We start from the raw sequence: 26,465 nt of genomic DNA on the forward strand, positions 1-26,465 counted from the left end.
GCATGAGCGCCGGCCTGAGCGGCGGCGCCGTTGATGTCATTCGCGGCGCAGCGGCACGTGTTGTCCGGCCAGGTAATCCATCGCCGCCAGTACGCCGCTGGCCTCAAGCTTCACCCCGGCCATCTGCAGGCCCATCTCGCAACCGCTCAGGGTTGCCATCAGGGTCAGGTCGTTGCAGTCGCCCAGGTGGCCGATGCGGAACATGCGCCCCTTCAGTTTCCCAAGGCCGGTCCCCAGCGACATGTCGAAGCGTTCGTAAATGGTCTTGCGCACCTGGTCTGCGTCGACGCCTTCAGGGGTCATGACCCCGGTCAGTACCGGGCTGTAGACGCTGGGGTCGGCGCACTGAATGGGCAGGCCCCAGGCCTGCACGGCGGTGCGGCAGGCGTGGGCGAGGCGTTGGTGGCGGGCGAAGACATTGTCCAGGCCCTCACCGAGGATCATGTCCAGCGCTTCGGACAATCCATAGAGCAGGTTGGTGTTGGGGGTGTAGGGCCAGTAACCGGTCTTGTTCATCTCGATGATTTCGTCCCAGGCCCAGAAGCTGCGGGGCAGTCCACCGCGCTGGCTGGCTTCGATGGCTTTGGGCGATAGGGCGTTGAAACTGATGCCCGGCGGCAGCATGAGGCCTTTCTGCGAGCCGGAAATGGTCACGTCCACGCCCCATTCATCATGGCGATAGTCGGCAGAAGCCAGACCGGAAATGGTGTCCACGAGCAGCAGCGCCGGATGGCCGGCGGCATCGATGGCCCGGCGCACGGCGGGAATGTCGGAAGTCACGCCGGTGCTGGTTTCATTGTGGACCACGCACACTGCCTTGATCTGGTGCTCGCTGTCCTGTTCCAGGCGGGCCTGGATCATGTCGGCGCGTACACCACCGCGCCAGCCTTCGATGCCTGGCAGGCCGATGAACTCTGGCTTGAGCCCCAGACTGACGGCCATCTTCTGCCAGAGGCTGGCGAAATGACCGGTCTCGAACATCAACACCTGATCACCTGCGCTCAGGGTATTGCACAGCGCGGCCTCCCAGGCGCCCGTGCCCGAGGCGGGGTAGATGATCACCGGGTGGCGGGTCTTGAAGATCTGCTGGATGCCCGCGAGCACCTTGAGGCCGAGCTGGCCGAACTCGGGGCCGCGGTGATCGATGGTGGGGTAGCTCATGGCGCGAAGGATACGGTCGGGCACCGGGCTGGGCCCGGGGATCTGCAGGAAGTGACGGCCGGCAGGATGGAAATCGAGCTTGAGCATGGGGTGACCCTTTGTTGTTGTATTTTGAATGCAAAATTACATTAGCAGCTGGGCACCCTGTGTCAAACGGCTCATTTGCGCTAATATCGTGTCGAATTCGTGCTTTTTAGAATAAGAAGAGCGCTGGTTGACCTGTCGATACAAGGAGTTTGCATGCAGTCTTCGTCAATGGTTTCAGCGCCCGCGCCTGCGCTGCAGTTGCCACGGGGTAGAGCGTCAACGCCTGCACGACACCGTGGTAGAGCACTTGCGTGGCTTCATCACCGAAGGCGTGCTGCCGCCCGGGACCAAGCTGAACGAGCGTGAGCTGTGTGAAACCCTGGGCATTTCCCGCACGCCGCTGCGCGAGGCGCTGAAAGTGCTGGCCGGGGAGGGTTTGATCGAAATCAATCCAAACCGAGGGGCGAGTGTGGCGCGCATGAGCGAGTTGGAGATTCGCGAAGCCTTCGAATTGATGAGCGGCCTGGAGGCGTTCGCCGGGGAGCTGGCGTGCGAGCGCATGACCGACGCCGAGCTCGACGAAATCAAGGCTCTGCACAACGCCATGGTGGTGAGCAAGAGCCAGCAGGATCTGGTCGGGTACTACCAGCGCAATCGCGCTATCCACGACCTGATCAGCCTGGCTTCGCGCAATTCCGCACTGCGTCAGATGTACCTTACGGTCAACCGCCGCCTGCAGGCGTTGCGCTTCCTGTCCAATCAGCAGGCGCCCAAGTGGGACCGCGCCCTGCACGACCACGAACAGATGATCGAAGCCCTGCAGGCCCGCGACGGCAAGCGCCTGAGCGCCATCCTGCGCCAGCACCTGCTGGAGAAGCGGGACGCGATCATGTTGCTGGTACAGAACGGCGACCGCTCTTGATCCAGACACACCGCAGTGTCACCGGACGCGGCTTGCGCCGCTGCTACAGGAGCCGTGATCCACGCGCAGATTCGGCGTCTTCGCCCGGTGGTTCACGCGTGGTATCCGCAATGCGCTCTTGGGTTCGGCGGCCTCGCCCGGTGATTCACACCCGATATCCGCCACCCCGCGCTCCTGTAGCAGCGGCGCGAGCCGCGTCGGCGGTCCACGCGGTCTCGGATGGCGGATACACAGGTCAACGCAGGGTCAGTGGAATGTTCAGAGCCTGGATGCGCTGAGCGGTATCGGCGCTGACCTCCCCGGCCACGAATGTCGACTCGCGGGTCGTGCCATTGCTGGATGGCACGGCTACATCCAACGCTGCCAAGGGCAGGCCTGCCAGGCTCTGCCAGCTCGACGGCCGCGGCGCCACGTAGCCATGGTAGTTGCTGCGAATCGCGTCGGCGTCTTCCACTGGCGTGTCCTTGAACAGCGCCAGACCGCTCGGCAGCGTCAATTGATCTGCCGCATTCACCGAAGCGGCATGGGTGGCCAAGCGCTTCGCCGTGATATCGATACTGCCTCCGGCCTTCATCGCGAAGCCATTATTGATTCGGTCGGTCACCCGCGCATCGGTGCCACCGGCAATCGGCGCGAAATAGTACCCAGGCAGGTCGTTGTCCAACCATATGGTTTCATTGCGCGGGCCGGTCGGCGCCAGGCTACCGGTCAACTGGATGTCAGCGGCCGCCAACGTGATATCCCCTCCGGCATCCAGCGACGAACCGGCCACGTCGAGCAGGCCACCGGCAGCAACGTGCAGGGAACCCGCGCCACCGAGCGTGCTCCGTGCCTGAGACTCCCGGGAAGCCCTTGCGGCTCCAGGCATCCGTTTGCGGCCGTTCACCCGGTACCGGTCCCCACTGCGGCCCGCTGAGGTTGAAACTCTGCTTTTCGTCGGCGCTGCTGATCCACATATTATCCTCGGCATCGACGATGACAGCCTTGTCGCCTAGCAGATGTGAACCGCTGACCGATACGCTACCCTCGCGGAATGTCGAGCGGCGCGCCCGTATTGCCAGCGTGTCCGTGGCCTGAACGACGCTGGCGACGTTGCTCTGCGCGCTACGGTCGAAACTACGCTGAAACTGCTGGGCTGCAGGTCGTGCCCCTTCGATGCGAGTGTCCTCGCTGCCACCTTCGATGACCACGGTGCCATCGAATTGCAAACGAACGTCTTTCGCCGAAAGCTGACTGCCGACGATGCGAATTTCCGTGCCATGCAGCGACAGGCTGGCGTTGGGGGCCTGCAACTGCGATGGTCGCTGATACCGGCGCTCCTGCAGCGCCTCGTGTGCGAGCGTGTCCGTCAGGCTGACCCGGCGGGCGCCGGTTCCCTGGGTGAGCGTACGTTTGAAATCCAGACTGCCGATGTGGGTAGCCCCCGCGCCGCCTATATCGAGCGAATGAGTCGCATTGATCGTGGCGCCTAGCAATGTGGCCGTAGGCAGGCTGACGGTACCACCCTGAATGTGCGTAGCCTGAGCGGTTTCAGTGTAGGTGGAGGCGCTGTCATCGGTGCCCTGGAGGGAAGCCACTCGCACCGTGCGCCACGACTGGTCCATCTTGGCGCCGAGCTGCACGCCGCCCCGAACGGTATAAAATCCGACATCTTCCGGCCCGTCGACGCGGGTAGCTGCCATCTCGATACCGCTGCGGCCGTCCAGGCGTACGTTGAGCGTTGCTTTCAACCGGTTACCGACATGGGTCAAGCTGCGTTCGGTGACCTGTGCGTCCGATTCACCGGCTGCGAGGGTGAACCAATGGTCATCGGCGCTGGCCTGGCGCTGCGTCTCGGTCTGGTTGCTCAATGCATCCAGCTTCAGCAGCCCGCGGGACCGTGCGTCAATGTTCTGTGCAACGATCGCCACGGACTTGAGTGTCATGTCACCACCAGCTGAGAGCACGAGGTCCTGTTCGCCGCCGTCGATCGCCGCCTGCCCATGCTGTCCTTGGTTGACCACACTGGAACCGATGGACAACGCCCCGGCCGAACTGATCTCGATACCTTTGTCACCCCGCAGTCGCGTGATGCCCATGTTCAAGCCGACACCCTGATCGGTGCTGACGATCTTGATGCGCCTGGCGTGCATGGCGCCCAGCAGGCTGGCATCCACCGCCGCGGATGACCGAGCAACGGCTTCGGTGGACAGAGAACGTGCGTCGACCAGGTGATTACCCAGCAGCAAGGTCAAGTCGCCGCCCGCAGTGATGGTTCCGGTTTTCTGCACGGTAGGAGCGATCAGACGCACCGATCCGGTCCCGACATCCAGGCCGTTCTGGCCAACCACCAGGCGGTGCTCGGCCGGGGACTGCGAACGTGTATCGTACTGGCTGATCACGCCATCGCTGAACTCGGGCGTCCCGACCACATAGGTTGCCGTGTGGGCCGAGTCCAGCGTCATGCGTGCGCCGTTGAGCTCGATGCCGTTGGGGTTGCTCAAGACGTAGTCCGCCGCCTGACCGAAGATGACCTGCGAGCCGGCAATGGTGGAGCCGCGAGTGCCCACCACCTCATTGAGGATGGTGCTGGCGGCGACGTCAGCGAACTGCCGATTGGCGCCAATATCCAGGGCGACGCCGTTGAGCTGTACTGGCCCAGCCGCCAGGCTGTTGTTCAGCACCAGACCGGCTGTACCGACGTTGTAGTCCTGCCAGCGGTTGTGGGAAAGACCTTGCGTATTGGGCGCGACGATATCGACGACCGGTACGCCGGCCTGGTTGCCGAGAATAGCCATGCCCATTGGGCCATCAGCTGCAATCAGCTCGCTGGCCGAGGCCGAGTTGAGGGTAGTCAGCAGGACCGCAGACACGGCGAGTCCGAGTCCGTGTCGAGTGAAGGATTGGGTAGAAAAAGCTGCTTGTTGCACGATGATGCTCCTCTCAGGGGCTATGAGTTGGCAAGGCGGATGGACGAATCCGCCGCAGACCACTCTAGAGAGGTGTGAGGCATGGCAATGAGTGTAGGAACGATCCTTGTAGTGTAGGACGTATCTGTCAGGCGCGATGTCAGAGGGTGTCAGAGGGCTGTCTTACCTGTCTTCAAGGCAACAATAGCGGTCAAGACGGTATGGCGTCCTCATTCAACTGAGGCTGAACTCGACCCGCTCCGGTATCCGCTTCATCAATACCCGGCCACCGCGGATCGACACCCGTGCCTTGGCCTGCTGGCGTACCGCTTCGTAGTCATTCTCCGCACCCAGAATCACCAGATTCGCCGGACGTCCGACGGCGATGCCGTAGCGCTCGCCCAGGTTGAGCGCGCGGGCGCTGTTGTCGGTGACCAGGTCGAGCGAGCGTTGCAGGTCCTCGAAACCCATCATGTGGCAGATGTGCAGACCGGCATCCAGTACCCGCAGAATGTTGCCGTTGCCCAGCGGGTACCACGGGTCCTTGATGGAATCCTGACCGAAGCACACGTTCATGCCGGCCCGGTCCAGCTCGGCCACGCGGGTGACGCCGCGGCGCTTGGGGAACGTATCGAAGCGACCCTGCAGGTGAATGCTTTCGGTCGGGCACGACACGAAGCTGATGCCCGACTGCTTGAGCAGGCGGAACAGTTTCGAGCAATAGGCGTTGTCATAGGAGCCCATCGCGGTGGTATGGCTGGCGGTGACGCGGCTGCCCATGCCGCGCACCCGGGCCTGCTCGGCGAGCACTTCGAGAAACCGCGAATGCGGATCATCGGTCTCGTCGCAATGCACGTCGACTAGGCAGCCGGTGCGCTCGGCCAGGTCCATGAGAAAACCGATGGAGCTCACGCCCTGCTCTCGGGTGTTTTCAAAGTGCGGGATGCCGCCGACCACATCGGCGCCCATGGCCACCGCGCGCTCCATCAGTTCGCGGCCGCCGGGGTAGGATTCGATGCCTTCCTGAGGAAAGGCCACGATCTGCAGATCGATCAGGTGGCGCGCTTCCTCGCGCACTTCGAGCATGGCCTTGAGCGCGCCCAGGGTCGGATCGGTAACGTCGATGTGCGTGCGCACATGCTGGATGCCGTGCTCGGCGAGCATGCCGATGGTGGTCAAGGCGCGCTGCTTGGTGTCTTCGTGGGTGATGCTGGCCTTGCGCTGGCCCCAGCGCTCGATACCTTCGAACAGCGTGCCGCTCATGTTCCACTGCGGATCACCGGCGGTGAGGGTGGCGTCCAGATGAATGTGCGGTTCGACCAGTGGAGCGATCAGCAGGTTTCCTTGCGCATCGATGTCATCCCCTTGGGCTGTCACCGTGTCCCCTTGCGCCTGGATCGAGGCAATGACGGCGCCCTCGCAGGTGACAGTGTGCAATCCATCGGTCTTGCGCAACCGGGCGTTGATGATCTTCATGGGGAATCCTTCTTTCTGGGTGCCGAGGGGCCATGTTGCCATATTTGTCTGCGGCGCTTGGAAAACCTTCAGGCGGGCGGGGTGAACAACTCCCGGCGCGCGCCCTCGGTGATCGCCACGATGCCAGGATGCTTGACCTTGCGCTCGACCGAAATCACGTAGAACGACTCGGTGACCGCTTCGGTCTGCCCGATCAAGCGGACGCGATATTGCGTCATGATTTCATCGGCGATGACGCTGGGCGCAATGAAGATCCCGCTGCCGGATTGGCCGAAGGCCTGCATCAAGGCGCTGTCGTCAAATTCCCCGACCACCCGCGGCAGCAGGCCCTGGTCGCCGAACCAGCGCATCAGGCGGCTGCGCAACACGCTTTCCTGACCGGGAATGAGCAGCGGCGCCCCGTGCAAGCATTGCGGGAAATCCCCGCCATGGCGAGCGGCCAATTGCTCGGTGGCGAAGAAACTAATGCCGCACTCACCCAGCTTCTGGCTGTAGCCCTTGATGTCCAGGTGCGATGGCATGGGGCTGTCGGAGATGACCATGTCCAGGCGCTGGATGGCCAGGTCGGCCAGCAAGCGTTCCAGCTTGTCTTCGCGGCACGTGATGCGCAGGGGTTCGCTCAGTTCCATGGTCGGTGCGATCAGCCGGTAGACGATCGACTTGGGCACCACGTCGGCCACGCCCACACGGAAGGGGATCTGCTCTTCATCAGGCTGAGTGCGCAGCACCGCTTCCAGTTCACCGGCCATCTGGAACATGCGTTCGGCATAGGGCAGGGCCTGACGACCGGCCTCGGTCAGCTCAAGATGTCTGCCAACACGCCGAAACAATTTCACGCAGAACGTTTCTTCGAGCAGGCTGATCTGACCGCTAATGGTTTGTGCGGTGAGGTTGAGTTGCTCACTGGCGCGCACGATGCTTCCGGTGCGCGCGACAACCCAGAAATAGTGAAGCTGACGATAGTTGAGCACGGGCACCTACACTTCGTGAAAACCGAAGTGTAGCTGGTAAAAATACGAATTTTCCAGAACTGTCCATCTCTCTAGAATGCCTCGCTAGCAAAGAGCCAGTATTTGGGGCTCGCTACTGTGCGCGGCACCGGCCGAGCCTCTCCAGACATTCAGCAAACCGTGATAAGGGCAGGAACGATACATGGAATACCTACTGGAACTGGCTTCAAGCCCCACCGCCTGGGTGGCGTTGATAACCCTGGTGATCATGGAAGTCGTGCTCGGTATCGACAACCTGATCTTCATCTCCATCCTGACCAATAAGCTGCCCAAGGAAATACAGGCCAAGGCCCGTCGCATCGGTATCAGCATGGCGCTGATCCTGCGCCTGGGTCTGTTGAGCACCGTGGCCTATATCGTCCAGCTGACCGAGCCGGTGTTTTCCGTGTTCGATCACTGGTTCTCGTGGAAAGACGTAATCCTGATCGCCGGTGGTCTGTTCCTGTTGTGGAAAGCGACCAAGGAAATCCACCACACCGTGGACCCTGTCGAGCAGGAAGAAGCCAAGATCGGCGACAAGGTCAGCCTGAGCTTCGCTTCGGCGATCGGTCAGATCCTGGTGCTGGACCTGGTGTTCTCCATCGACAGCATCATCACCGCCGTAGGCATGACCGAGCACTTGCCGATCATGATCATCGCCGTGGTCAGCGCCGTCGTGGTGATGTTGCTGGCTGCCGAACCTTTGGCCAAGTTCATCAATGACAACCCTACGGTCGTCATGCTGGCTCTGGGCTTCCTGATCATGATCGGCATGACGCTGATTGCAGAAGGCTTCGGTGCCCACGTACCCAAGGGCTACATCTACGCAGCCATGGCGTTCTCGGCCACCATCGAAGGCTTGAACATGCTGTCGCGCAGGGCCAAGCAGCGCAAGCTGGCGGCCAACCGCGAGGTGTAAGCGAGGAGGACAAAGCGAGGGGGCATGGATGCCCCCTTTTTTTCGCCTGGTACTTTGTGCGGGTTGATTCAGATGTGTTGCGGGGTACTAGTGCGGCGCAGCGTTACAGCGGCTTTTGGTTTGACTTGTTGCCGGACCTGCGGCTCATGGTGCTGATGGCGACGCGCGATGCGCAGTACACCCCAGAGCATGGCGGCTGCCACGGCCATCCAGCCGGCAATCAGGCTGAAGATTATCATTGCAAGGCTCATCACTACCTCCATTGCTTTCGCGTCTTCTCGGTCACGTAATAGATGACCCTGAGGGTTTGCGAGCGTTTCAACCTATTGACGAAAGGTCATTTGCGTGAGTCGATCCTGCTTTTCGGCAATGGATCACCGGGCGGCTATACCGTGGACCGTGGGAAATCTATGATGGCCTTTCGCGCGGCACGTTGTGCGCCGCCCCAGTCCCGAGGAACACGATGCTGCGTAAATCGAACGTCATGACCAGGCTGCTGTTGGCCTGCAGCCTGATGGCAGGCATGGCCGGCTGTGCCAGCAACAATGGCCCGGCGTTACCGGGTCTGGCGGACCGGGTGGAGCTCAATGGCGTACCGTTCTATCGTGGCAACGCCAACCAGAGCGGTTCGATGGTGCTGGCCAGCATGCTCTCGCAACAAGGCATTACCATTACACCCGGGCTGCTCGATCCGGCCTTGAAGCTGCCCGGCGAGACGGATCGCCTGCAACAGAACATCACCCAGGTGGCCCGTGAATATGGCTTGTTGGTGTATCCGCTCGATCCACAGTTGAACGCACTGCTGGCTCAAGTGGCGGCGGGCAATCCGGTGTTGTTGCGCTACAGCGAAGGCTCGTTCCTGTGGTCGCAACCTCGCTATGCCTTGCTGGTGGGCTACGACCGGTTCAAACGGCACGTGCTGCTGCGCTCGGGGATGAACCGGCGTCTGCCAATGGATTTCGACAGCTTTGCGTCCGCGTGGAAAAGCGCAGGGTCGTGGGCCATCCTGGTTCAACAACCGAACCAGTTGCCGGCCCGGGTCGACCGCCAGCGCTGGCTCGACGCCGCCCGCGAAACCGCCGCAGCCGGCCAGGAACCCGCCGCGGCTCGCGCGCGCGAGGCCATTGGCCCGTAACCGCATACCACGCTTGAGGCCGCGGCAGTCATGCCGAAGAACCGCATGCACCCCGACGCGGCTCGCGCCGCTGCTACAGGGGAATCAGCTGCAATCCCGTAGCAGCTGCGCAAGCTGCGTCGGCGGCACTCGCGGTGCGTCTGGATGAACGCGTCGAGCCCGGACGCGGCTCGCGCCGCTGCTACAGGGGAATCCTGCGAATTCGGACGCTGCGTCGGCGGCACTCGTGGTGCGCCTGGATGAACGCGTCGAGCCCGGACGCGGCTCGCGCCGCTGCTACAAGCTGCAATCCTGTAGCAGCTGCGCAAGCTGCGTCGGCCGCACTCGCGGTGCGCCTGGATGAACGCGTCGAGCCCGGACGCGGCTCGCGCCGCTGCTACAGGGGAATCAGCTGCAATCCTGTAGCAGCTGCGCAAGCTGCGTCGGCGGCACTCGCGGTGCGCCTGGATGAACGCGTCCGGGTCAGAATCCCAGACGGTCGCGCAGGCTGTAGTACCAGGCGCCCAGCTGGGTCAAGGGTGCGCCCAGGGCGCGGCCGCCGGGGAAGGGGTAATGGGGCAGGTCGGCAAACGCGTCGAACCGCTCGGCCTGGCCGCTCAGCGCCTCGGCGAGCACCTTGCCCGCCAAGTGGGTGTACGTCACGCCATGCCCGCTGCAACCTTGGGAGTAATAGATATTGTCGCCCAGGCGACCCATCTGCGGCAGGCGCGACAAGGTCAGCAGGAAGTTGCCTGTCCAGGCGTAGTCGATCTTCACCTGCGCCAGCTGCGGGAACGCCTTGAGCATCTTCGGCCGAATGATCGCCTCGATGTTGGCCGGATCTCGCGCGCCATACACCACGCCACCGCCGAAGATCAGGCGCTTGTCGGCCGTCAGGCGATAGTAGTCGAGCAGGTAGTTGCAGTCCTCCACGCAGTAGTCCTGCGGCAGCAGACTGCGCGCCAGCTCCTCGCCCAAGGGCTGCGTGGCAATCACCTGGGTGCCACACGGCATCGACTTGGCCGCCAGCTCCGGCACCAGGTCGCCCAGATAGGCGTTGCCGGCGACGATGACGAACTTGGCCCGCACCTTGCCTTGAGCGGTATGAACCACCGGGCTTGCGCCACGCTCGATGCGTATGGCTGGCGATTGCTCATGAATGCGGCCGCCCAGCGACTCGACTGCCGCCGCTTCGCCCAACGCCAGGTTCAGTGGATGGATATGACCACCACTGACATCGAGCAAACCGCCTACGTACTGTTCGCAATCCACGACTTGGCGAATGCGCTTCTGGTCCATCAGCTCCAGCTGGGTATGACCATAGCGCTCCCACAAACGCTGCTGGGCCTCCAGGTGCTTGAGCTGCTTGGCGGTAAGCGCCGCGAACACACCGCCATTCTTCAGATCGCAGTTGATACCGTAGCGGGTCACCCGTTCACGGATGATCCGAGCACCCTCGAAGGCCATGTCGCCCAGCAGCCGTGCCTGATCAGCGCCGACGCTGCGCTCGATCACATCCAGATCCCGGCTGTAACTGTTGACGATCTGCCCACCGTTGCGCCCCGAAGCGCCGAAACCGACCTTGGCCGCTTCCAGCACGCAAACGCTGAAACCCCGCTCGAGCAGAAACAGCGCACTGGACAATCCGGTGTAGCCCGCGCCGATGATGCACACATCCGCTTCGACTTCGCCTTGAAGGGCAGGGCGGAGCGGCGCCGCGTTGGCGGAAGCGGCATAGAAGGACGGTGGATACTGCATGCTGGACATCCGGCAACCTCGGCTCGGTGGAATTCGCCTGTGCCCGGATGCTATCGCAGTTGCCTGCACCTCACCAGCGCACCGGATCAGTACGCGCTGAAAATAATTCCGCATTTCATAGGCTTAGCGCAAAAAAATGAGTTGACAGGCAGCTTCGATTCCGTAGAATGCCGCCTCACAGCAGGCACGTAGCTCAGTTGGTTAGAGCACCACCTTGACATGGTGGGGGTCGTTGGTTCGAGTCCAATCGCGCCTACCAAACAAAATCCGCTCTGCTGGGCGGTACGAAAGGGCGATCCGAAAGGGTCGCCCTTTTTTTGTGCTCAACGATCGGAAAGTTGCCGGAGACGCTCCACCAAGGCATCGAGTTGAGCGCCGCGCATTTCAATCTCGACAAGCAAATCGTCAAACTCCGTGAGTGTGTCTGGTCGATCCAGGCAGCGCCGGACATCGGCCAGAGCGCCGGTGTAGGCCTGCTGATGCTGGTGAAGGCGCATCAGGTGCAGCGCCAATAGATCTTGCTGGAACATCGCGGCCACCTTCTTGCAGTGTTACGGCAGCCTATCAATGCGCGGCACTGGATGTCGCGGATTCAATTCAACGGCCGCCATTGCACATCATGCAGCCCTCGACGTTCGACGTGCCGACGCAACTGCTCGGCATGTTCCCCGGGACTGGTGCCGCCATAGACCAGCCCGATCCCCGAGTGCAAGGCCGCGTAGTACCAGGCATCGGCATCGCTCATGTGCGTGTCTCGCTGTTGAAAGCGCCGGGACTCACCGTTGAGTACATAGCGAATCTCGTAGTCCGTGAACCGGCTTGTCATATAATGCTCCCGCTTTACCGGGCATCAGACATGAAGGCCATTGGCCAGTTCCGTGATGATGGCAAAAAACTACTATCGATCAGACCGGGTTGTCGGGATGGCGATGGAGACGATGGACAGGATGTCGAACGCCATGCGTTTCGAGTTGGGCAAGGATGCTTGAGAATGATGAACAGATGGATCGCGTGCATGGCGCTGGTAGTGCTGTTGGCCACTGCCGGCTGGTTCGCCATGGTGATCGACCTGGAAGGGTTGACCTACAGCCGCCATGGTGAATTGCCGGATCGTCGGTAAGCTTTCAGCTAGGCTCGGTCGAGGCATCGGCGCCATCGATGTCCGGATCGTCCGGAAGCACTTCGGGCTCGCCGTCATCTGCATCGTTGAGGGCGGCGCCATCGCTGGTCAGGTCATCTGCCAGCGGATCGGCCTCGGCCTGGCCGATCAGCGGGATTGGGTCGATATCAGTATTCATGGCATGCCTCGCAAGTTGACGTTGGGTCATGCATTCGAGGCATGCCGGACGGGGCAGGTTCTGTTCGATCCGTGACCGTCGGTCATGTCAGGGTTCGACTTCGTTGAATTCGCAGTAATCCTCCCAGCTCAGGCCGAGTGCATCGGCCACTTCCCGATGCACCTCCAGACGCATGGCCTTGAGTTCTTCCGGACTTTCAGCAATCAACTGCAGCGCCAGCTCCCAGGGTTCCAGCCCCTGTGCCTGAGCTTCGTCCTCGAACGCCCACTGCACCTGTTCCGCCTGCTCGCGGGCGTTCAGCACCTGAATCTCTTCGCGCAAGTCGGAGTGTGCATCGAGAAATATCGCCAATGCGGCTTGGTTGCGGTCTTCTTTGGCGATCATGTCTAGGCCCTGCTGACTGTGGGAAATAAAGCGACATGATGCCATGGCGCCGCCGGCCCGTCAGCGACGCTCAATGCGCGGGCGGGCGCGGGGAGGGCGGATGGTGATAAAATCCGCGCCTCGAATTCTGGAGGTGGACGCGTGCGCAAGTTGATGATGGTGATGGCAGTGCTGACGTTGGCCGGTTGCGGCACAGCGTTCGAAAAAGCCCACGAGGCGGTCTCGCAGTTGTTGGAGAACCCCAAGACGGCGCGTTTCACCAATGTGCGCACCACTGAGCAAGGCAACTACTGTGGCCAGGTGAAAGGCAAGGACGCCCAAGGCGTCTATGGACCGTACCGTAGCTACGCAGCCATTCCCCATGGCGACCAGTTCGAGGTGGTCATCGACAACGACGGCAACGATCCGCGCGTGCGCGAAGTCTGCGGCAGCGCCGAAGAGCTGTTGCCGCAGACCGATGTCGCCGAACAGCCGGGGCAGCGCTGGGAGGTACGCATCGTGTCGGGCCGCAACATGGGCTCGGTCACCGACATGGCTGCCCGTCTGGTGGAAAACGGCTTCGTCGCCAGCTTCGTCCAGCGTGAGGGGCAGACCGTCGTCTATCTGGGCCCGTTCGACAGCAAGGCCGAGGCTGAAAAAGAGCGCGCTCGCCTGATGGGCTCGCGGGGGATCGAGTCGGTGGTGATGCCCTTCAGCGAAGCGGACAAGCCCTGAGGCACGGCTGTACCGCAGGGCCGGCGCGTCAGCCGCAGGCCTTGAGGTCCACCGGTCCGACGAACGCATTGCCATGCCCCATCACACAGGCCACCTGCTGGTTGCGCTGACGCTCCCAGACCTGCACCGGATAGGTCTTGTCCCACGCCTGGTACAACTGGGTGTCCTGGCGTGAAAGACGGAGCCCGTACTGCTTGCTCATGTACAGATAGGTGCGCGCGATCATGCCGCGGATCGACGGTCGGGGCATGACCTTTTTCGCCTTGAAGTCGACCTGGGTCAGGCACGAACCGTATTGCCCGCGCTGTTCGGGCAGCCAGCCGAAGCTGAAATTGTTCCGATCGCCGTTCACTTCACCGATGCTCGGCACCAGGTTGTGCAAATCGGCCTCGGCGGTCTGGTAGACCTTGTCGTTGCGGGTGCAGTTCTTGCGCCCACCGTTCTGCCAGCATTGGCGCTGATGGCCTATCTGCCAGGCGGGCACGATGTGTTCCCATTCGATACGCGCGGCGCGGTTGGCATTCTTGCGCGGGACATAACCGCAGGCGGCGAGGTCCACGCGGTTGCCGCTGTACTTGCAACCGCAATAGAACTCCGTGGATTGTGGCGCGTACAGCTTCCAGGCGATCTTCTTGGCTTCGCTGAAGGTACGCGGGGCATCGGCGTGGGCGGTGAAACTGAACAGCATCAAACTGACGAACAGACTGCGAACCATCATTGAATCAATCTTCCTTCGGTACAACCCAGAAAATCTGCACGCCACCGTCGTCGCGGTGGGCAAGGGTGACGTTGTCGTTCTCGGCGATTTCCTCGAGCATTTGCGCCCAGTCATCCTCGCTCTCGTGTTCGAGCCGAAAGATGAGAGCCGCACGGGATTTCTGCGCGGTGGGTGAGTTGATGATCTTCTGGATGCGCACGCCTAGACGTTCATAGGCGCTCGGCGCGGCGGGGGTGGCAGTGGTCACGACGCGTTTCCTTGATGGGCTGTACGTGCGTACAGTATTTGACTGTAAGACGTTTCGCAATAGCCCTGGGTAAATAGCGGGTTTCTGACAGCGGATTCGCGATTTTTCTTCCGTGTTCACGAAAAAACTTGAATCCGATCAGAGACATCCGACAAAGCGCGTCGAATCGAAAGTCCCGGCAGTGATATCGTTATTCGATAACGATATTTAAAATTCTGTTCTTATACCTCTACAGTTCGGCCATTCCCTCGTACTCAATAGCCAGAGTCGGAGCACAACATGGCCGTCGCCCTTTCAGAAATCCCTCGTCAGTCCTTCGAGATCCGTCCGTTGGCCGGCCATGTCGGGGCCGAAATCATCGGCCTGGACTTGCGCCTGCCGCTCAACGACCAGGATTTCGCCAGCATCCACCGGGCCCATCTCGACCATCACGTCGTGGTCTTTCGCGACCAGCGCATCACGCCCCAGCAGCAGATCGACTTCAGCCGCCGTTTCGGTGTGCTGCAGATCCATGTGCTCAAGCAGTTTCTGCTGGCCGGGCACCCGGAGATTCTCATCGTTTCCAACATCGTCGAGAACGGCCAGCCGGTCGGGCTGGGTGACGCGGGCAAGTATTGGCACTCGGACCTGTCGTACAAAGAGCTGCCGAGCCTGGGCTCAATGCTGCATGCGCAGGAGTTGCCCAGCGAGGGCGGCGACACCCTGTTCGCCGACATGCATCGAGCCTGGGACACTCTTCCGTCAGCCTTGCGCGCGGCGGTCGAAGGCAGGCAGGCCGTGCACTCGTACACCGCGCGCTACAGCGAGGGCAAGAATGCGGCCAATTGGCGGCCGACCTTGACGGCGGAGCAGCTGGCCCAGGTGGTGACCGTGACCCATCCGGTGGTCCGTACCCATCCGGAAAACGGCCGCAAGGCCCTGTTCGTCAGTGAAGGGTTCACCACCCACATCGTCGGCCTTCCGGAAGACGAAAGCCGTGATCTGCTGCAGCAGCTCTATGCCCACAGCGTGCGCGCAGACAACGTCTATCGGCATCAATGGCAAGCCCACGACATGGTCTTCTGGGACAACCGCTCGTTGATTCATCTCGCGGCCGGCTGCCCGGACCACCTGCGGCGCAAGCTGTACCGCACCACCATCCAGGGCGATGCGCCGTTTTGATAGGGAGTCTTGCATGAACGCTGCACTGCCAGGCCACACGGCCAGCGCTGGGACCGATTCGGCAACCGGACAACGGGCGACTCCCGAAACCCTGTTGCAGGTAGAGAACGTCAGCCTCGAATACCGCACCTCCGAACGGGTGGTGCGTGCGACGCACCAGGTCAGCTTCGAAGTCGATCGGGCCGATCGCTTCGTCTTGCTGGGCCCGTCCGGGTGCGGCAAATCCACCTTGCTCAAGGCCGTGGCCGGTTTCATCAAGCCCAGTGAAGGTCAGATCCGCCTCGCGGGTGAGCGGATCGAAGAGCCGGGCCCCGACCGGATCGTGGTGTTTCAGGAGTTCGACCAGCTGCCGGCCTGGAAAACCGTGATCGAGAACGTGATGTTCCCGCTGCTGGCGTCGCGGACGCTCAAGCGTGCCGAGGCCAACGAGCGTGCCCGCTACTACCTGGAGAAGGTCGGCCTGAGTGCCTTTGCCGATGCCTACCCGCACACCCTTTCCGGCGGCATGAAGGCGCGGGTGGCGATCGCCCGGGCGTTGGCCATGCAGCCGAAGATCCTGCTCATGGACGAGCCGTTCGCCGCACTCGATGCGCTGACGCGACGCAAGATGCAGGAAGAGCTGCTGGAGCTGTGGCAGGAAGTGCGCTTCACCTTGCTGTTCGTCACCCACTCCATCGAGGAAGCCCTGGTGGTGGGCAATCGCATTCTGCTGCTATCACCTCATCCGGGCCGGGTGCGGGCCGAGATCAACAGCCACCAGTTCGACCTTGGCAGCCTGGGTGGCGTGGACTTCCAGGCCAGCGCCCAGCGCATTCACCGGCTGCTGTTCGACGAAGGTGAGGAGCCGGTGATGGACCGTCCGGTGGATTTCCAGCATTTGCGCATCGCCTATTAATATCGCTGCACTGACCTCGCCGCATTCGGAGCACATCCATGAGCCTTTCCCCACCCGTGCGTCAGGAGTACGAAGTTGCTCTTGAGCCGTTCACTCAATCCGAACTCGTTCGGGACATTTCCCTGCCTCAGCGTATCTGGCAACAGGCGTGGGTGCGCAAGGGTGTGATCCTGCTCGCCCTGGCCGTGCTCTGGGAACTGGCGGCACGCTGGCAGAACAATGATCTGCTGCTGCCCAGTTTCCTGCAGACCGCCAACGCCTTCATCGATGGCATCGCCAGTGGCGAACTGCTGAGCAAGGTGTGGATTTCCCTGACCGTGCTGATCAAGGGCTACCTGATCGGCATCGTCCTGGCGTTCGGTTTGACCACCCTGGCGGTCTCGACCCAGCTGGGGCGCGATCTGCTCAGCACGCTGACCGCCATGTTCAACCCGCTGCCGGCCATTGCCCTGTTGCCGCTGTCGTTGCTGTGGTTCGGCCTGGGCGAGAACAGCCTGATCTTCGTGCTGGTGCATTCGGTGTTGTGGGCGCTTGCCTTGAACACCTACGCCGGTTTCCTCGGCGTTTCTGAAACCCAGCGCATGGCCGGGCGCAACTATGGGCTGCGTGGCTTGCGCTTCGTCTGGTACATCCTGATACCGGCGGCGCTGCCGTCGATCCTGGCGGGCCTCAAGATCGGCTGGGCGTTCGCCTGGCGCACATTGATCGCCGCCGAACTGGTGTTCGGTGCGTCGTCCGGCAAGGGCGGCCTGGGTTGGTACATCTTCCAGAACCGTAACGAGCTGTACACCGACAAGGTGTTCGCCGGCCTGGCCGCAGTGATCCTGATCGGCCTGCTGGTGGAAAACCTGCTGTTCAACACCTTCGAACGTCTGACCATCAAGCGCTGGGGCATGCAGCGCTGATCCCTCAATCCCTGTCCAGAGCATTCAACATGTTATTTGCAAACAAGCTTTCCCTGGCCTGCGGCCTCGCCGCTGCGCTGCTGGCCGGTGGGGCCAGCGCCGAAGGCAAGATCAGCATCGCCCAGCAGTTCGGCATCGGCTACCTCATTCTCGACGTGGTGCGTGACCAGCACCTGATCGAGAAGCACGGCAAGCAGCAGGGCATCGACATCGAGGTGGACTGGAACAGCATTTCCGGCGCGACCGCGATGAACGAGGCGTTGCTCGCCGGTGCGTTGGACGTGGTTTCGGCCGGTGTGCCGCCGATGCTCACCGTGTGGGATCGGACCAAGGGCCGGCAGAACGTCAAGGCCATTGCCTCGCTGGGCTCCATGCCCAACTACCTGCTCAGCAACAATCCAGACGTGAAGACCTTGAAAGACTTCACCGACAAGGATCGCATCGCGGTGCCCGCCGCTGGCGTAGGCTTCCAGTCGCGGACCCTGCAACTGGAAACGGCCAAGCTTTACGGCGACAAGGAATTCAAGAAATTCGACAACATTTCGGTGAGCATTCCCCATCCGGATGCCACCTCGGCACTGATTGCTGGCGGTTCGGAAATCAGCGCGCATTTCTCCAGCCCGCCGTTCCAGTATCAGGCCCTGGAAAACCCCAAGGTGCACAAGGTGCTCAGCAGCTACGACATTCTCGGTGGCCCGGCGACCTTCAACGTGCTGTACACCACGCAGAAATTCCACGACGAAAACCCCAAGACCTACAGGGCGTTCTATGACGCGCTGGTGGAAGCGGCGCAGATCGTCAAGGCGGACAAGGTCGCCGCCGCCAAGACCTACATCCGTGTCGAGAAATCCACCCTGAGCGAGGCGTTCGTCGAGAAGATCGTGAAGGACCCGGAGATCGACTTCACCGTGGTGCCGCAACGCACCTTCATCTACGCCGAGCGCCTGCATGAGCTGGGCGTGCTGAAGAACAAGGCGCAGAGCTGGAAGGACTACTTCTTCGAAGAAGCGCACGGCGGCGACGGCAGCTGATCATTGCTTTGAAAACATCGACGCCGACGCTCACATGCCCTGTGAGCGTCGACGTCTTGCGTTTCAGACGGCGGCAGGTGCGGGCAGGCCGAGGGCAGGGTAGTACTGGGCGAAACGCACGTTGTCGTGCTGGTCGACGAGCTTCTTCAGCCGCTCGTTGAACGCCCGCCCGACACCGTACTGCCCGCCGGACACCGTGCGGAACTGCGCAGTGAGGACGATGCCGTTGAGGTCCATCTTGTCCACCCCGAACACCTGCAGCGGCCCCTGCAGGTTGTGCTTGAGCATCACGTCGTCGACGATCGATTGGCCCGCCTGCTTGATCAGGTCCAAGGCCGTATCGATGTCACTGTCGTAGGTGAACTGTACCGAGAAGAACGCATAGGCGAACTGCCGGGACTGGTTGGTCACTGCCTTGATCTGGCCGAACGGCACCGAATGCACGAAGCCCTTGCCGTCGCGCAGGCGCAGGGTGCGGATGGTCAGGCTCTCCACGGTGCCCGCATGCCCGGAATCGAGCACCACCCAGTCGCCGATGGCGATGGTGTCTTCGATGAGAATGAACAACCCGGTGATGACATCCTGGACCAACTGTTGCGAGCCGAAGCCGATGGCCAGGCCGACTACCCCGGCACCGGCCAGCAGCGGCGCGACGTTGATGCCCAGGTTGGCCATGGTGGTGATGGTGCAGATCACCAGCAGGATGATTTTGATCGCGTTGCGCAGCATCGGCAGGATGGTCAACACCCGCGTGCTCGGCTGACGCGTGGCGCGCTTGCCCACCGAGGGCTTCAGCGCTTCCTGGATGGCGGTGTCCAGCACCACCCACAGCAGCCAGGTGACCAACAGGATCAAGCCGATGCTGCTCAGCGAATCACTGATGGCGCGGCCCATGCTGTTGCGCGCGGCGAACTCCAGCATCGACACGCCCCAGATCCGCCCCAGCAGCTCGATGAAGGCGATGGCCATGGCGATGCGTGCCACCGCGTGCCCCAGGCTGCGCAGCAGCTCTTTATAGGGACGCAGGCGCGGCGTGGCCGTGGCGGGGGGCTTGAACAGATGCTGCATGACCGTGCTGAGAAACACCGTGGCGATCAGCAGGACCGTGGTCAGCAGCGCATTCTGCAAGGCTTTCTGGCTTTCCTCGCCCGCACCGATCAGATGCACCGCCGACACCAGAATCATCAGCAGAATGGGCAGGTACCACAGGGATGAGAACAGCCGCAGCGATTCCTGCACCGCACGATGCTGCACACGCTGCGGCAGTGGCCGGTTGCGGATCAGGTGGGCCACAGGCCGGCGCATGCGCACCACCAGTACAGCGAACGAGAGGGTGGCGAACAGGCCGGCGACCACCGCCAGGCTGGCAGTGAAATTGGTCCCCAGTTGCCGGGCGATCTGCGGGCTGGTCAGCGCATCGCTGAGGGCGGCAAGAAAGCCGATCATGAACAGCGGCCGTGGCGCATAGCGTCGCAAGGCCCCCACGGCAGCGCGCTTGTGTCCGCTGTCGAACAGGGTGATCACGCACATGATCACCGACGTTGAGAAAATGCCGCTGCTGGTGGCGTAGGCCAGCGACATGCCGATGGCGCGGGCGATGGACATGTCCAGGGAATGACTGGCGTACAGCGTCACCGGCAACGCGACGATGGCCGCAAGCGTGAAGGGCAGGATATAGCCCAGCAGGTTGTGCAGCCGAGGCCGTTCCCTGACGAATCGGCGGCGTGCGCTGCGCGCGACGATGAAGCGCCCGAGGAAATGCACGGCCAGAAACGTGGCCATCCAGCACACCGACAGCAGGATGAAATCGGTCGCCAGGTCCAGCGCCGAGCGTGAATGCCGATTGATCAGCGTGTCGACCTCGTTGGCGGCGCGGTCGGTGCGCAAGCGCCAGGTGTCGAGCACGTGCTCGTCCAGATCGAGCTTTTTCTGCACATCATCGATGCCATTGCTGAGGGCGCCCAGCAGACCTCCCTGCACCAGCGGCGCGGGGTCTTCGGTGGGTGCATCGGCTGCGGGTGCTTCGGCGGCCTGCAGGCTGAAACTCAGCAGCACAGACAGCAGGAAGAGGGTGAATCTGGCGGGGGAACTGAACACAATGGGGGTCGCTCTATTGGTCGGTACACCAGTCACTGATTGAATTTTGCCGGGCAAGTTCGCCGATTGGCGGCATTTGTCGGGATTGTTCATCTTGCGTTTGGGGCATCCGCCCTTTGTTCGGGGCGGGTCTGCTACCGTTCACACGTTTCTCATCCAAGGCTTTGATCATGTCGTCGAGCAGCACCTACGCCACCGCCGCAGCCGGGCGGCGAGAGCAGTTTTCCACCCGTATCGCTTTCTTCATCGCCGGCTTCGCCATGGCCGCCTGGGCCCCGCTGGTGCCCTTGGCCAAGGCGCGGGCCGAACTCAGCGATGGCAGTCTGGGGTTGCTGTTGCTAGGCCTGGGGGCCGGTTCGATTCTGGCCATGCCGTTGTCCGGTTATCTGTGCGCCCGCTGGGGTTGCCGACGTGTCATCGTCGGTGCCGGCGTGCTGATCTGCCTGATGTTGCCCTTGCTGGCCACGGCCGGGACCCTGCCGCTGCTGATCGGTGCGGTGTTACTGTTCGGTGCAGGGATGGGGGCCATCGACTGCGCCATGAATATCCAGGCAGTGCTGGTCGAGAAAGCCAGTGGCCGACCGATGATGTCGGGCTTCCATGGCCTGTTCAGCGTCGGCGGCATACTCGGGGCCGGCGGCATGACCGCACTGCTCGCGCTGGGCCTGACGCCGTTGCTGGCAGTGGCCTGTGTGGTGGCAGTGACCCTGCTGGCGGTATTCAAGGCCGCACCCCACCTGCTGCCCTACGGCAACGAAAGCGACGGCCCGTTGTTCGCCATGCCGCGCGGCATCGTGCTGTTTCTCGGTGCGCTGTGCTTCATCGTCTTTCTCACCGAGGGCGCGATGCTCGACTGGAGTGCGGTGTTCCTGGTCTCCGAGCGGGACATGCAACCGGCCTATGCCGGACTTGGCTATGCGGCGTTCGCCACTGCCATGACCATCGGCCGTCTGACCGGCGACAGGATCGTCGCTCGCTTCGGTGGGGCGCGGGTTACCTTGTTCGGTGGGCTGTGCGCCGCTGCCGGACTGGCCCTGTCGCTCGCCATCCCCGCCTGGCCTGCGGCGTTGCTGGGTTACGCGCTGATCGGTGCCGGCTGCTCCAACATTGTCCCGGTGCTGTTCACCGCTGTCGGCCGGCAGACCACCATGCCGCAGAGCGCAGCCCTCCCGGCCATGACCTCGCTGGGGTATGCGGGGATTCTGGTGGGGCCGGCGTTCATCGGCTTCGTCGCCCACGGTAGCAGTCTGTCGATCGCGCTGGGCGTGCTGATCGTGCTGCTGCTGTTCGTCGCTGCCAGCGGGCGCTACCTGCGAAACTGAAGCGACCGTGCAGGGTCTACGCTGAACGGGGTCCAGCAGACCCTTCATGGTCATTCGATACGGAGTTCAGCCATGCAATTGCACGGATCCTGTCACTGCGGTGCCGTCACCTTCAGCCTGCACAGCGCCCACCCTTATCCTTATCAGCGTTGCTACTGTTCGATCTGCCGCAAGACCCAGGGCGGCGGTGGCTACGCGATCAACCTGGGGGGTGAGGCCGCGAGCCTCAATGTGCAGGGCCGAAGCCACATCACCGTCTACCACGCCCGGATGCCCGACGAAGACGGCACTGGCACTCACGCCAGTACCGCCGAACGACATTTCTGTCATCTGTGCGGCAGCGCTTTGTGGCTGTTCGATCCGGCCTGGCCGGAGCTGGTGCATCCCTTTGCCAGCGCCATCGACAGCGAGCTGCCCGTACCGCCGGAGCACACTCACTTGCTGCTGGACTCCAAGGCAGGGTGGGTTGAGGTGGAAGCTGGCAAGAATGACCGGCAATTCCAGCAGTACCCTGACGAATCTTTGGCTCAATGGCACGAGCGGCTCGGCTTGACTCAGGACTGAGCCCGCGGGCCGTTCGGAAACATGGTGAATCACCTCGGGGGTGTCGTCAGGCCATGGCGCGGCGAACGCCGAGGACGATTCGGCCTCAAAGGCCTGAACCCACCGTGATCGAGGACACGCCCTTAATGAAGTTGTCCCTATTGGCGACCGTGCTTCTTGGCGCGATGCTGTCCCATTCGGCCTTGGCCGACGTGGCCGCGGCACACGCGCCGCTACGCCAGCCCATCAGCCTGGCTGCAAACGACACCTCCAACCCCTATAACAGCCCGATCCGACGGATCAACCCTAACAGTCGGCAAGGCACCACTGAGCCCAATCCGCAGCTGCGCCAGCCGACACCGCGCACCGATAACCCGCGGCCGCCGACGCTGGAAAACCGCGGCATCGGCAACGGCAACAACCTGCGCCGGCCGGCCGACGGCACCCAGCAACCCCGCACTGCCCCTGGCACGCGATGATTCCTCTTTTTTTCGCTGAAGGATAAGCCCTATGTTGCACAAGACCCTTTTCGCCTCGGCCTTCGCCGGCCTTGCCCTGTATGGAGTGGCCGCTTCGGCAGCCACGGTGAAAACCTATCAGAGCGAACTGGGCCAGGTCACGGTCACCACCGTTGCCGAAGGCCTCAAATACCCGTGGGCTCTGGCGTTCTTGCCGGACAACAAAGGCATGCTGGTGACCGAAAAACCAGGTGATCTGCGCGTGGTCAGCACCGAAGGCAAGATTTCGTCGCCCATCAGCGGCGTGCCGCAGGTCTGGGCGAAGAACCAGGGCGGGCTGCTCGACGTGGTGCTGTCGCCCGACTTCAAGGCTGACCGCATGGTCTACCTGTCGTATGCCGAGCAGGGTGAGGACGGCAAGGGAGGCACGGCGGTAGGTCGCGGCCGGTTGTCCGAGGACCTGACTCACCTGGAAAACTTCACCACGATCTTCCGTCAGGAGCCCAAGCTGTCGGTTGGCAACCATTTCGGTTCGCGGCTGGTGTTCGACCGCGACGGCTACCTGTTCATCGCTCTGGGCGAAAATAACCAGCGCTCGACTTCCCAGGATCTGGACAAGCTGCAGGGCAAGGTTGTGCGTATCTTCCCCGACGGCAAGGTGCCCAAGGACAACCCATTCGTAGGGCAGAAAAACGTGCGCCCGGAAATCTGGTCGTTCGGCCACCGCAACCAGCAGGGCGCGGCCTTGAACCCGTGGACAGGCACCCTGTGGACCCATGAGCACGGCGCCAAGGGTGGCGATGAGCTGAACATCATCGAGAAGGGGGCCAATTACGGCTGGCCGCTCTACACTCACGGCATCAACTATTCCGGCGAGCCGATTCCTGAAGCGAAAGGAAAAACCGGTCCGGGCATCACCGATCCCTACCATGTCTGGGAAAAATCGCCGGCCATCAGCGGCATGGCGTTCTATGACAACGACAAGTTCAAGCGCTGGAATCACAACCTGTTCATAGGTGGGCTGGCATCCGAAGACCTCATCCGCCTGCAGTTCGAAGACGACAAGGTGGTGCACGAAGAACGTCTGCTGGGCGAGCGCGGCGAGCGTATCCGCGACGTGCGTCAGGGCCCCGACGGCTACCTGTACGTGCTGACCGATGACGACGACGGGGAATTGCTGAAGATCGGCCTGGAATGAATCGGCTCATTTGATCGACGCCGTGAAACCTCTTGGCCATCTTCGAGTCGATTGCTGGTCAACGACCTGCAGGGTCCTGGCGATTTCATGGTCTCAAGAGGTTCAGCATGATCGGCGTCATCATACCCGTGCACAACGAGCAGGCCAGCCTGGACCGATGCCTGCAATCGGTCATGCTGGCCGCCGAGCATGGCACCTTGTGCACCGAGCTGGTCCGTATCGTCGTGGTGCTGGATAACTGCAGCGACCGGTCGCGGGACATTGCCCAGCGCTACCCGGTGCGGTTGATCGATATTGGCGCTGGCAGCAAAGTCACTGCCCGGGCGGCGGGCGCTGCTCATCTGGTCCAGGCTGGAGCGCGTTGGCTGGCCTGGACCGAGGCCGACGCTCGCGTTCCCGATGACTGGCTGGCGGCTCAGTTGGCGTACCGGGTGGATGCGGTCTGTGGTCGCGTGGACCTCGAACCGGGCATGCTGAAGGCAGTTGCCGGCCAGCGTCGCCGACGGTCCATTGCCTTTGACGAGCCGCGGCCCAGTGTTCATGGTGCGAACCTGGGCATCAGTGCCGCAGCCTATGCAGAGGCGGGCGGGCTCAAGGCGGGGCAGGATGAGGTGCAGCTGATTCGTCAGATTGAATCCAGTGGTCGGCGTATCGCCTGGAGTGGTTCGGTGCGTGTGAGGCGTGGTACACCGGTTGGCAGTGGTTATGGCGAGCCGGTGCGGCTTCCGGCATTGAGCAAGGTCAGTGGGTTCTGAAATGTTGAATGTGATTACGCTGGTGCATGGCCGCGAGCGGCAGCTGGACAATGTCATCCGCGGACTGGAGCGGGGTAGTCTGATGCCGGAGGTGTTCTGGGTGGTGTTCATGAACCAGCCTGCGCGCGATCTGCATAGCGAGTGTTTTCCGATTCACTGCCTGGTGGTCGACGATGCTTCCCACGGTCTGCCGCTGGCCAGGGCGCGCAATGCAGTGCGTCAGTGCGAAGGCGAGCAGTGGGTGTTTCTCGACGTGGACTGCATCCCTGGCGAAAGCCTGCTTTCCGATTACGCGGCCGCGTTGCGCGAGATGCCTGAATCCTTGCATCTGGGCGAGGTGCGCTATCTGCCCAGCACCGCGCAGTTGGAGGGCTGGACCCATGCCACGCTGGCCCGAGATGGGGTGGCCCACCCGTTGAGCCAATACCGGGGCGCACCGGGTTCGCTGTTGCCCCATCATCTGTTCTGGTCGCTGAACTTTGCCTGTACGCGCGCGGTGTTCGAACGCATCGGTGGGTTCGACGAGGGGTATCTGGGCTACGGTGCTGAAGACACCGATTTCGCTTTCAGTGCGCGTCGGCAGGGTGTCGAGTTGAGGACGGCGACGGCACGGGCTTTCCATCAATACCATCCCACCTGGCGTCCGCCGCTCAACCATTTCTCCGCGATCGTGGCCAATGCGCAGCGCTTCCATCAACGTTGGCAGGAGTGGCCCATGGAGGGCTGGCTTGGCGAGTTCGTCGAGCTGGGTCTGGTGAGCTGGTCCGCGCAATCGTTGCAGATTCTGCGCCATCCGACCCATGCGGAAGTCGACGCCTGCCTGGATCGTGCGGGCTCGGGGTTCTGAAGCCTTCGTCCGATTCGGCAACGATTGCTGGCTTGCTCACGGTTCACCGGTTTCCTACCTTGACGGATTTTCCGGAGGCCAGGGAATGTCGGCGTGCAGGAGAGCCTGTGGGTTGCGCAAGGGGCGCGCGAGCGAAGTGGGTCAGGTGTATTCGATCACCTGTGTGACGGCAGACCGGGAATCGGTGTTTGCCTGTTGGCGAAGTGCTCGGTTGTTGGTGGCTCAGTTGCGGGCCATGCATGAGTCGGGGGATGTCGAGTCTCTGGCTTGGGTGGTGATGCCGGATCATATGCATTGGTTGTTTCAACTGCGCAAGGGCGACCTTGCCACGGTCATCTGCCGCATGAAGGCGCGCAGCAGCCTGGCCATCAATCGCCGCAACGCGACTTGCGGCCGCCTTTGGCAGAAAGGCTACTACGACCGAGCGATGCGCCGCGAAGACGACCTGCGAGCGGCAGCCCGCTACATCATCATGAACCCCGTTCGCGCTGGCCTGGTCGAGAAGGTCGGTGATTATCCGCTGTGGGATGCGATCTGGCTGTGATCGGCAGGCGCAGCGACTGCCGACGCGTTGTGTCAGAGATATCGCATGCACCGCCGACAGGTGTACCCCCCCTGTAGCAGCGGCGCGAGCCGCG

At 62.3% G+C, this 26,465-nt stretch carries 30 protein-coding genes and 1 tRNA gene; 17 read left to right on the top strand and 14 right to left on the bottom strand.

Features of this window, described 5'->3' with window-relative positions:
* Positions 1-36 precede the first annotated feature (36 nt).
* Entirely contained in the window at positions 37-1,248 is a 1,212-nt protein-coding gene (locus tag ABMD26_RS00110) for a pyridoxal-phosphate-dependent aminotransferase family protein (protein ID WP_192067446.1), read from the bottom strand.
* A 127-nt stretch (positions 1,249-1,375) separates the two neighbouring features.
* Here ABMD26_RS00110 and ABMD26_RS00115 point away from each other — a divergent pair, with 127 nt between their 5' ends.
* A complete protein-coding gene (locus ABMD26_RS00115) occupies positions 1,376-2,110 on the top strand; it encodes a GntR family transcriptional regulator (protein ID WP_354306782.1) in 735 nt (244 codons plus the stop codon).
* A 235-nt stretch (positions 2,111-2,345) separates the two neighbouring features.
* Here ABMD26_RS00115 and ABMD26_RS00120 read toward each other — a convergent pair whose 3' ends face one another.
* The 4 genes from ABMD26_RS00120 to nhaR form a co-directional block, all read right to left on the bottom strand.
* Positions 2,346-2,843 carry a hypothetical protein gene (locus tag ABMD26_RS00120; RefSeq protein WP_354306783.1) on the bottom strand — a complete coding sequence of 166 codons (498 nt, stop codon included), beginning with the start codon at positions 2,841-2,843 and terminating at the stop codon, positions 2,346-2,348.
* Positions 2,830-4,962, bottom strand: a complete 2,133-nt coding sequence (locus ABMD26_RS00125; RefSeq protein WP_354306785.1) for a two-partner secretion domain-containing protein — start codon at positions 4,960-4,962, stop codon at positions 2,830-2,832. The genes ABMD26_RS00120 and ABMD26_RS00125 overlap by 14 nt, the downstream gene beginning before the upstream one ends.
* Positions 4,963-5,232: 270 nt before the next feature.
* Entirely contained in the window at positions 5,233-6,474 is a 1,242-nt protein-coding gene (codA, locus tag ABMD26_RS00130) for a cytosine deaminase (protein WP_354306787.1), read from the bottom strand.
* Between the two features lie 68 nt (positions 6,475-6,542).
* Positions 6,543-7,445: a transcriptional activator NhaR gene (gene nhaR / locus ABMD26_RS00135; RefSeq protein WP_049859821.1), complete on the bottom strand. Its 903-nt coding sequence runs from the start codon at positions 7,443-7,445 to the stop codon at positions 6,543-6,545.
* A 181-nt stretch (positions 7,446-7,626) separates the two neighbouring features.
* On the opposite strand from nhaR, the gene ABMD26_RS00140 reads away from it, so the two are divergent.
* Positions 7,627-8,382, top strand: coding sequence for a TerC family protein (locus ABMD26_RS00140; protein ID WP_049859564.1), 756 nt, complete (start codon positions 7,627-7,629; stop codon positions 8,380-8,382).
* 68 nt (positions 8,383-8,450) lie between these two features.
* Here ABMD26_RS00140 and ABMD26_RS00145 read toward each other — a convergent pair whose 3' ends face one another.
* Positions 8,451-8,633 (bottom strand): hypothetical protein, encoded by a 183-nt coding sequence (locus tag ABMD26_RS00145; RefSeq protein WP_090358327.1) that lies wholly within the window; start codon positions 8,631-8,633, stop codon positions 8,451-8,453.
* Positions 8,634-8,845: 212 nt separating this feature from the next.
* On the opposite strand from ABMD26_RS00145, the gene ABMD26_RS00150 reads away from it, so the two are divergent.
* Positions 8,846-9,517, top strand: coding sequence for a peptidase C39 family protein (locus tag ABMD26_RS00150; RefSeq protein ID WP_354306790.1), 672 nt, complete (start codon positions 8,846-8,848; stop codon positions 9,515-9,517).
* A gap of 462 nt (positions 9,518-9,979) precedes the next feature.
* On the opposite strand, the gene ABMD26_RS00155 is transcribed toward ABMD26_RS00150, so the two are convergent.
* Positions 9,980-11,263 (bottom strand): NAD(P)/FAD-dependent oxidoreductase, encoded by a 1,284-nt coding sequence (locus ABMD26_RS00155; protein ID WP_122742289.1) that lies wholly within the window; start codon positions 11,261-11,263, stop codon positions 9,980-9,982.
* A gap of 173 nt (positions 11,264-11,436) precedes the next feature.
* Between ABMD26_RS00155 and ABMD26_RS00160 the strand changes: the two genes are divergently transcribed.
* A tRNA-Val gene (locus ABMD26_RS00160) sits at positions 11,437-11,513 on the top strand.
* 64 nt (positions 11,514-11,577) lie between these two features.
* On the opposite strand, the gene ABMD26_RS00165 is transcribed toward ABMD26_RS00160, so the two are convergent.
* Positions 11,578-11,784, bottom strand: coding sequence for a hypothetical protein (locus tag ABMD26_RS00165; RefSeq protein ID WP_354306793.1), 207 nt, complete (start codon positions 11,782-11,784; stop codon positions 11,578-11,580).
* A 62-nt stretch (positions 11,785-11,846) separates the two neighbouring features.
* On the bottom strand, positions 11,847-12,080 hold the full coding sequence (locus ABMD26_RS00170; RefSeq protein ID WP_122742288.1) for a DUF6555 family protein: 234 nt from the start codon (positions 12,078-12,080) through the stop codon (positions 11,847-11,849).
* A 168-nt stretch (positions 12,081-12,248) separates the two neighbouring features.
* Between ABMD26_RS00170 and ABMD26_RS00175 the strand changes: the two genes are divergently transcribed.
* On the top strand, positions 12,249-12,374 hold the full coding sequence (locus tag ABMD26_RS00175; protein WP_269083336.1) for a hypothetical protein: 126 nt from the start codon (positions 12,249-12,251) through the stop codon (positions 12,372-12,374).
* A 4-nt stretch (positions 12,375-12,378) separates the two neighbouring features.
* Here the strand turns inward: ABMD26_RS00175 and ABMD26_RS00180 are convergent, their stop codons facing one another.
* Together ABMD26_RS00180 and ABMD26_RS00185 are read right to left on the bottom strand one after the other, a co-directional pair.
* On the bottom strand, positions 12,379-12,552 hold the full coding sequence (locus ABMD26_RS00180; protein ID WP_161804287.1) for a hypothetical protein: 174 nt from the start codon (positions 12,550-12,552) through the stop codon (positions 12,379-12,381).
* Between the two features lie 87 nt (positions 12,553-12,639).
* Complete coding sequence (locus ABMD26_RS00185; protein ID WP_354306796.1) at positions 12,640-12,936, bottom strand: DUF6388 family protein; 297 nt, start codon at positions 12,934-12,936, stop codon at positions 12,640-12,642.
* A 141-nt stretch (positions 12,937-13,077) separates the two neighbouring features.
* Between ABMD26_RS00185 and ABMD26_RS00190 the strand changes: the two genes are divergently transcribed.
* Complete coding sequence (locus ABMD26_RS00190; RefSeq protein ID WP_134722391.1) at positions 13,078-13,650, top strand: SPOR domain-containing protein; 573 nt, start codon at positions 13,078-13,080, stop codon at positions 13,648-13,650.
* 28 nt (positions 13,651-13,678) lie between these two features.
* On the opposite strand, the gene ABMD26_RS00195 is transcribed toward ABMD26_RS00190, so the two are convergent.
* Both ABMD26_RS00195 and ABMD26_RS00200 read right to left on the bottom strand, forming a co-directional pair.
* Positions 13,679-14,368, bottom strand: a complete 690-nt coding sequence (locus ABMD26_RS00195) for an endonuclease (RefSeq protein ID WP_056842725.1) — start codon at positions 14,366-14,368, stop codon at positions 13,679-13,681.
* Between the two features lie 4 nt (positions 14,369-14,372).
* Entirely contained in the window at positions 14,373-14,615 is a 243-nt protein-coding gene (locus ABMD26_RS00200; RefSeq protein ID WP_049859571.1) for a DUF1654 domain-containing protein, read from the bottom strand.
* Between the two features lie 279 nt (positions 14,616-14,894).
* On the opposite strand from ABMD26_RS00200, the gene ABMD26_RS00205 reads away from it, so the two are divergent.
* Genes ABMD26_RS00205 through ABMD26_RS00220 form a run of 4 tightly spaced genes read left to right on the top strand, consistent with a single transcriptional unit; the run spans position 14,895 to position 18,607 of the window.
* Complete coding sequence (locus ABMD26_RS00205; RefSeq protein ID WP_134722390.1) at positions 14,895-15,776, top strand: TauD/TfdA dioxygenase family protein; 882 nt, start codon at positions 14,895-14,897, stop codon at positions 15,774-15,776.
* Positions 15,777-15,789: 13 nt separating this feature from the next.
* Entirely contained in the window at positions 15,790-16,671 is an 882-nt protein-coding gene (locus tag ABMD26_RS00210) for an ABC transporter ATP-binding protein (protein WP_049859573.1), read from the top strand.
* A gap of 38 nt (positions 16,672-16,709) precedes the next feature.
* Positions 16,710-17,576 (top strand): ABC transporter permease, encoded by an 867-nt coding sequence (locus tag ABMD26_RS00215; RefSeq protein WP_354306799.1) that lies wholly within the window; start codon positions 16,710-16,712, stop codon positions 17,574-17,576.
* A 29-nt stretch (positions 17,577-17,605) separates the two neighbouring features.
* Positions 17,606-18,607 carry an ABC transporter substrate-binding protein gene (locus ABMD26_RS00220; RefSeq protein ID WP_354306801.1) on the top strand — a complete coding sequence of 334 codons (1,002 nt, stop codon included), beginning with the start codon at positions 17,606-17,608 and terminating at the stop codon, positions 18,605-18,607.
* A gap of 63 nt (positions 18,608-18,670) precedes the next feature.
* On the opposite strand, the gene ABMD26_RS00225 is transcribed toward ABMD26_RS00220, so the two are convergent.
* Positions 18,671-20,704 carry a mechanosensitive ion channel family protein gene (locus ABMD26_RS00225; protein WP_354306803.1) on the bottom strand — a complete coding sequence of 678 codons (2,034 nt, stop codon included), beginning with the start codon at positions 20,702-20,704 and terminating at the stop codon, positions 18,671-18,673.
* A 170-nt stretch (positions 20,705-20,874) separates the two neighbouring features.
* Between ABMD26_RS00225 and ABMD26_RS00230 the strand changes: the two genes are divergently transcribed.
* The 7 genes from ABMD26_RS00230 (at position 20,875) to ABMD26_RS00260 (ending at position 26,371) form a co-directional block, all read left to right on the top strand.
* The gene (locus ABMD26_RS00230; protein WP_354306805.1) at positions 20,875-22,026 is read left to right on the top strand and encodes an MFS transporter; all 1,152 of its coding nucleotides are present in this window, start codon (positions 20,875-20,877) and stop codon (positions 22,024-22,026) included.
* Positions 22,027-22,098: 72 nt separating this feature from the next.
* On the top strand, positions 22,099-22,590 hold the full coding sequence (locus ABMD26_RS00235; RefSeq protein ID WP_049859578.1) for a GFA family protein: 492 nt from the start codon (positions 22,099-22,101) through the stop codon (positions 22,588-22,590).
* Between the two features lie 125 nt (positions 22,591-22,715).
* The gene (locus ABMD26_RS00240) at positions 22,716-23,048 is read left to right on the top strand and encodes a hypothetical protein (protein ID WP_502948285.1); all 333 of its coding nucleotides are present in this window, start codon (positions 22,716-22,718) and stop codon (positions 23,046-23,048) included.
* A gap of 31 nt (positions 23,049-23,079) precedes the next feature.
* Positions 23,080-24,225, top strand: a complete 1,146-nt coding sequence (locus ABMD26_RS00245; protein WP_286915879.1) for a PQQ-dependent sugar dehydrogenase — start codon at positions 23,080-23,082, stop codon at positions 24,223-24,225.
* 107 nt (positions 24,226-24,332) lie between these two features.
* On the top strand, positions 24,333-24,980 hold the full coding sequence (locus tag ABMD26_RS00250; protein WP_122742278.1) for a glycosyltransferase family 2 protein: 648 nt from the start codon (positions 24,333-24,335) through the stop codon (positions 24,978-24,980).
* A 1-nt stretch (position 24,981) separates the two neighbouring features.
* A complete protein-coding gene (locus tag ABMD26_RS00255) occupies positions 24,982-25,827 on the top strand; it encodes a glycosyltransferase family 2 protein (RefSeq protein ID WP_354306808.1) in 846 nt (281 codons plus the stop codon).
* 85 nt (positions 25,828-25,912) lie between these two features.
* Positions 25,913-26,371, top strand: a complete 459-nt coding sequence (locus ABMD26_RS00260; RefSeq protein WP_282349189.1) for an REP-associated tyrosine transposase — start codon at positions 25,913-25,915, stop codon at positions 26,369-26,371.
* Positions 26,372-26,465 lie beyond the last annotated feature (94 nt).

It is taken from the genome of Pseudomonas sp. PvP001 (assembly GCF_040546375.1).
Lineage (GTDB): Bacteria > Pseudomonadota > Gammaproteobacteria > Pseudomonadales > Pseudomonadaceae > Aquipseudomonas > Aquipseudomonas coleopterorum.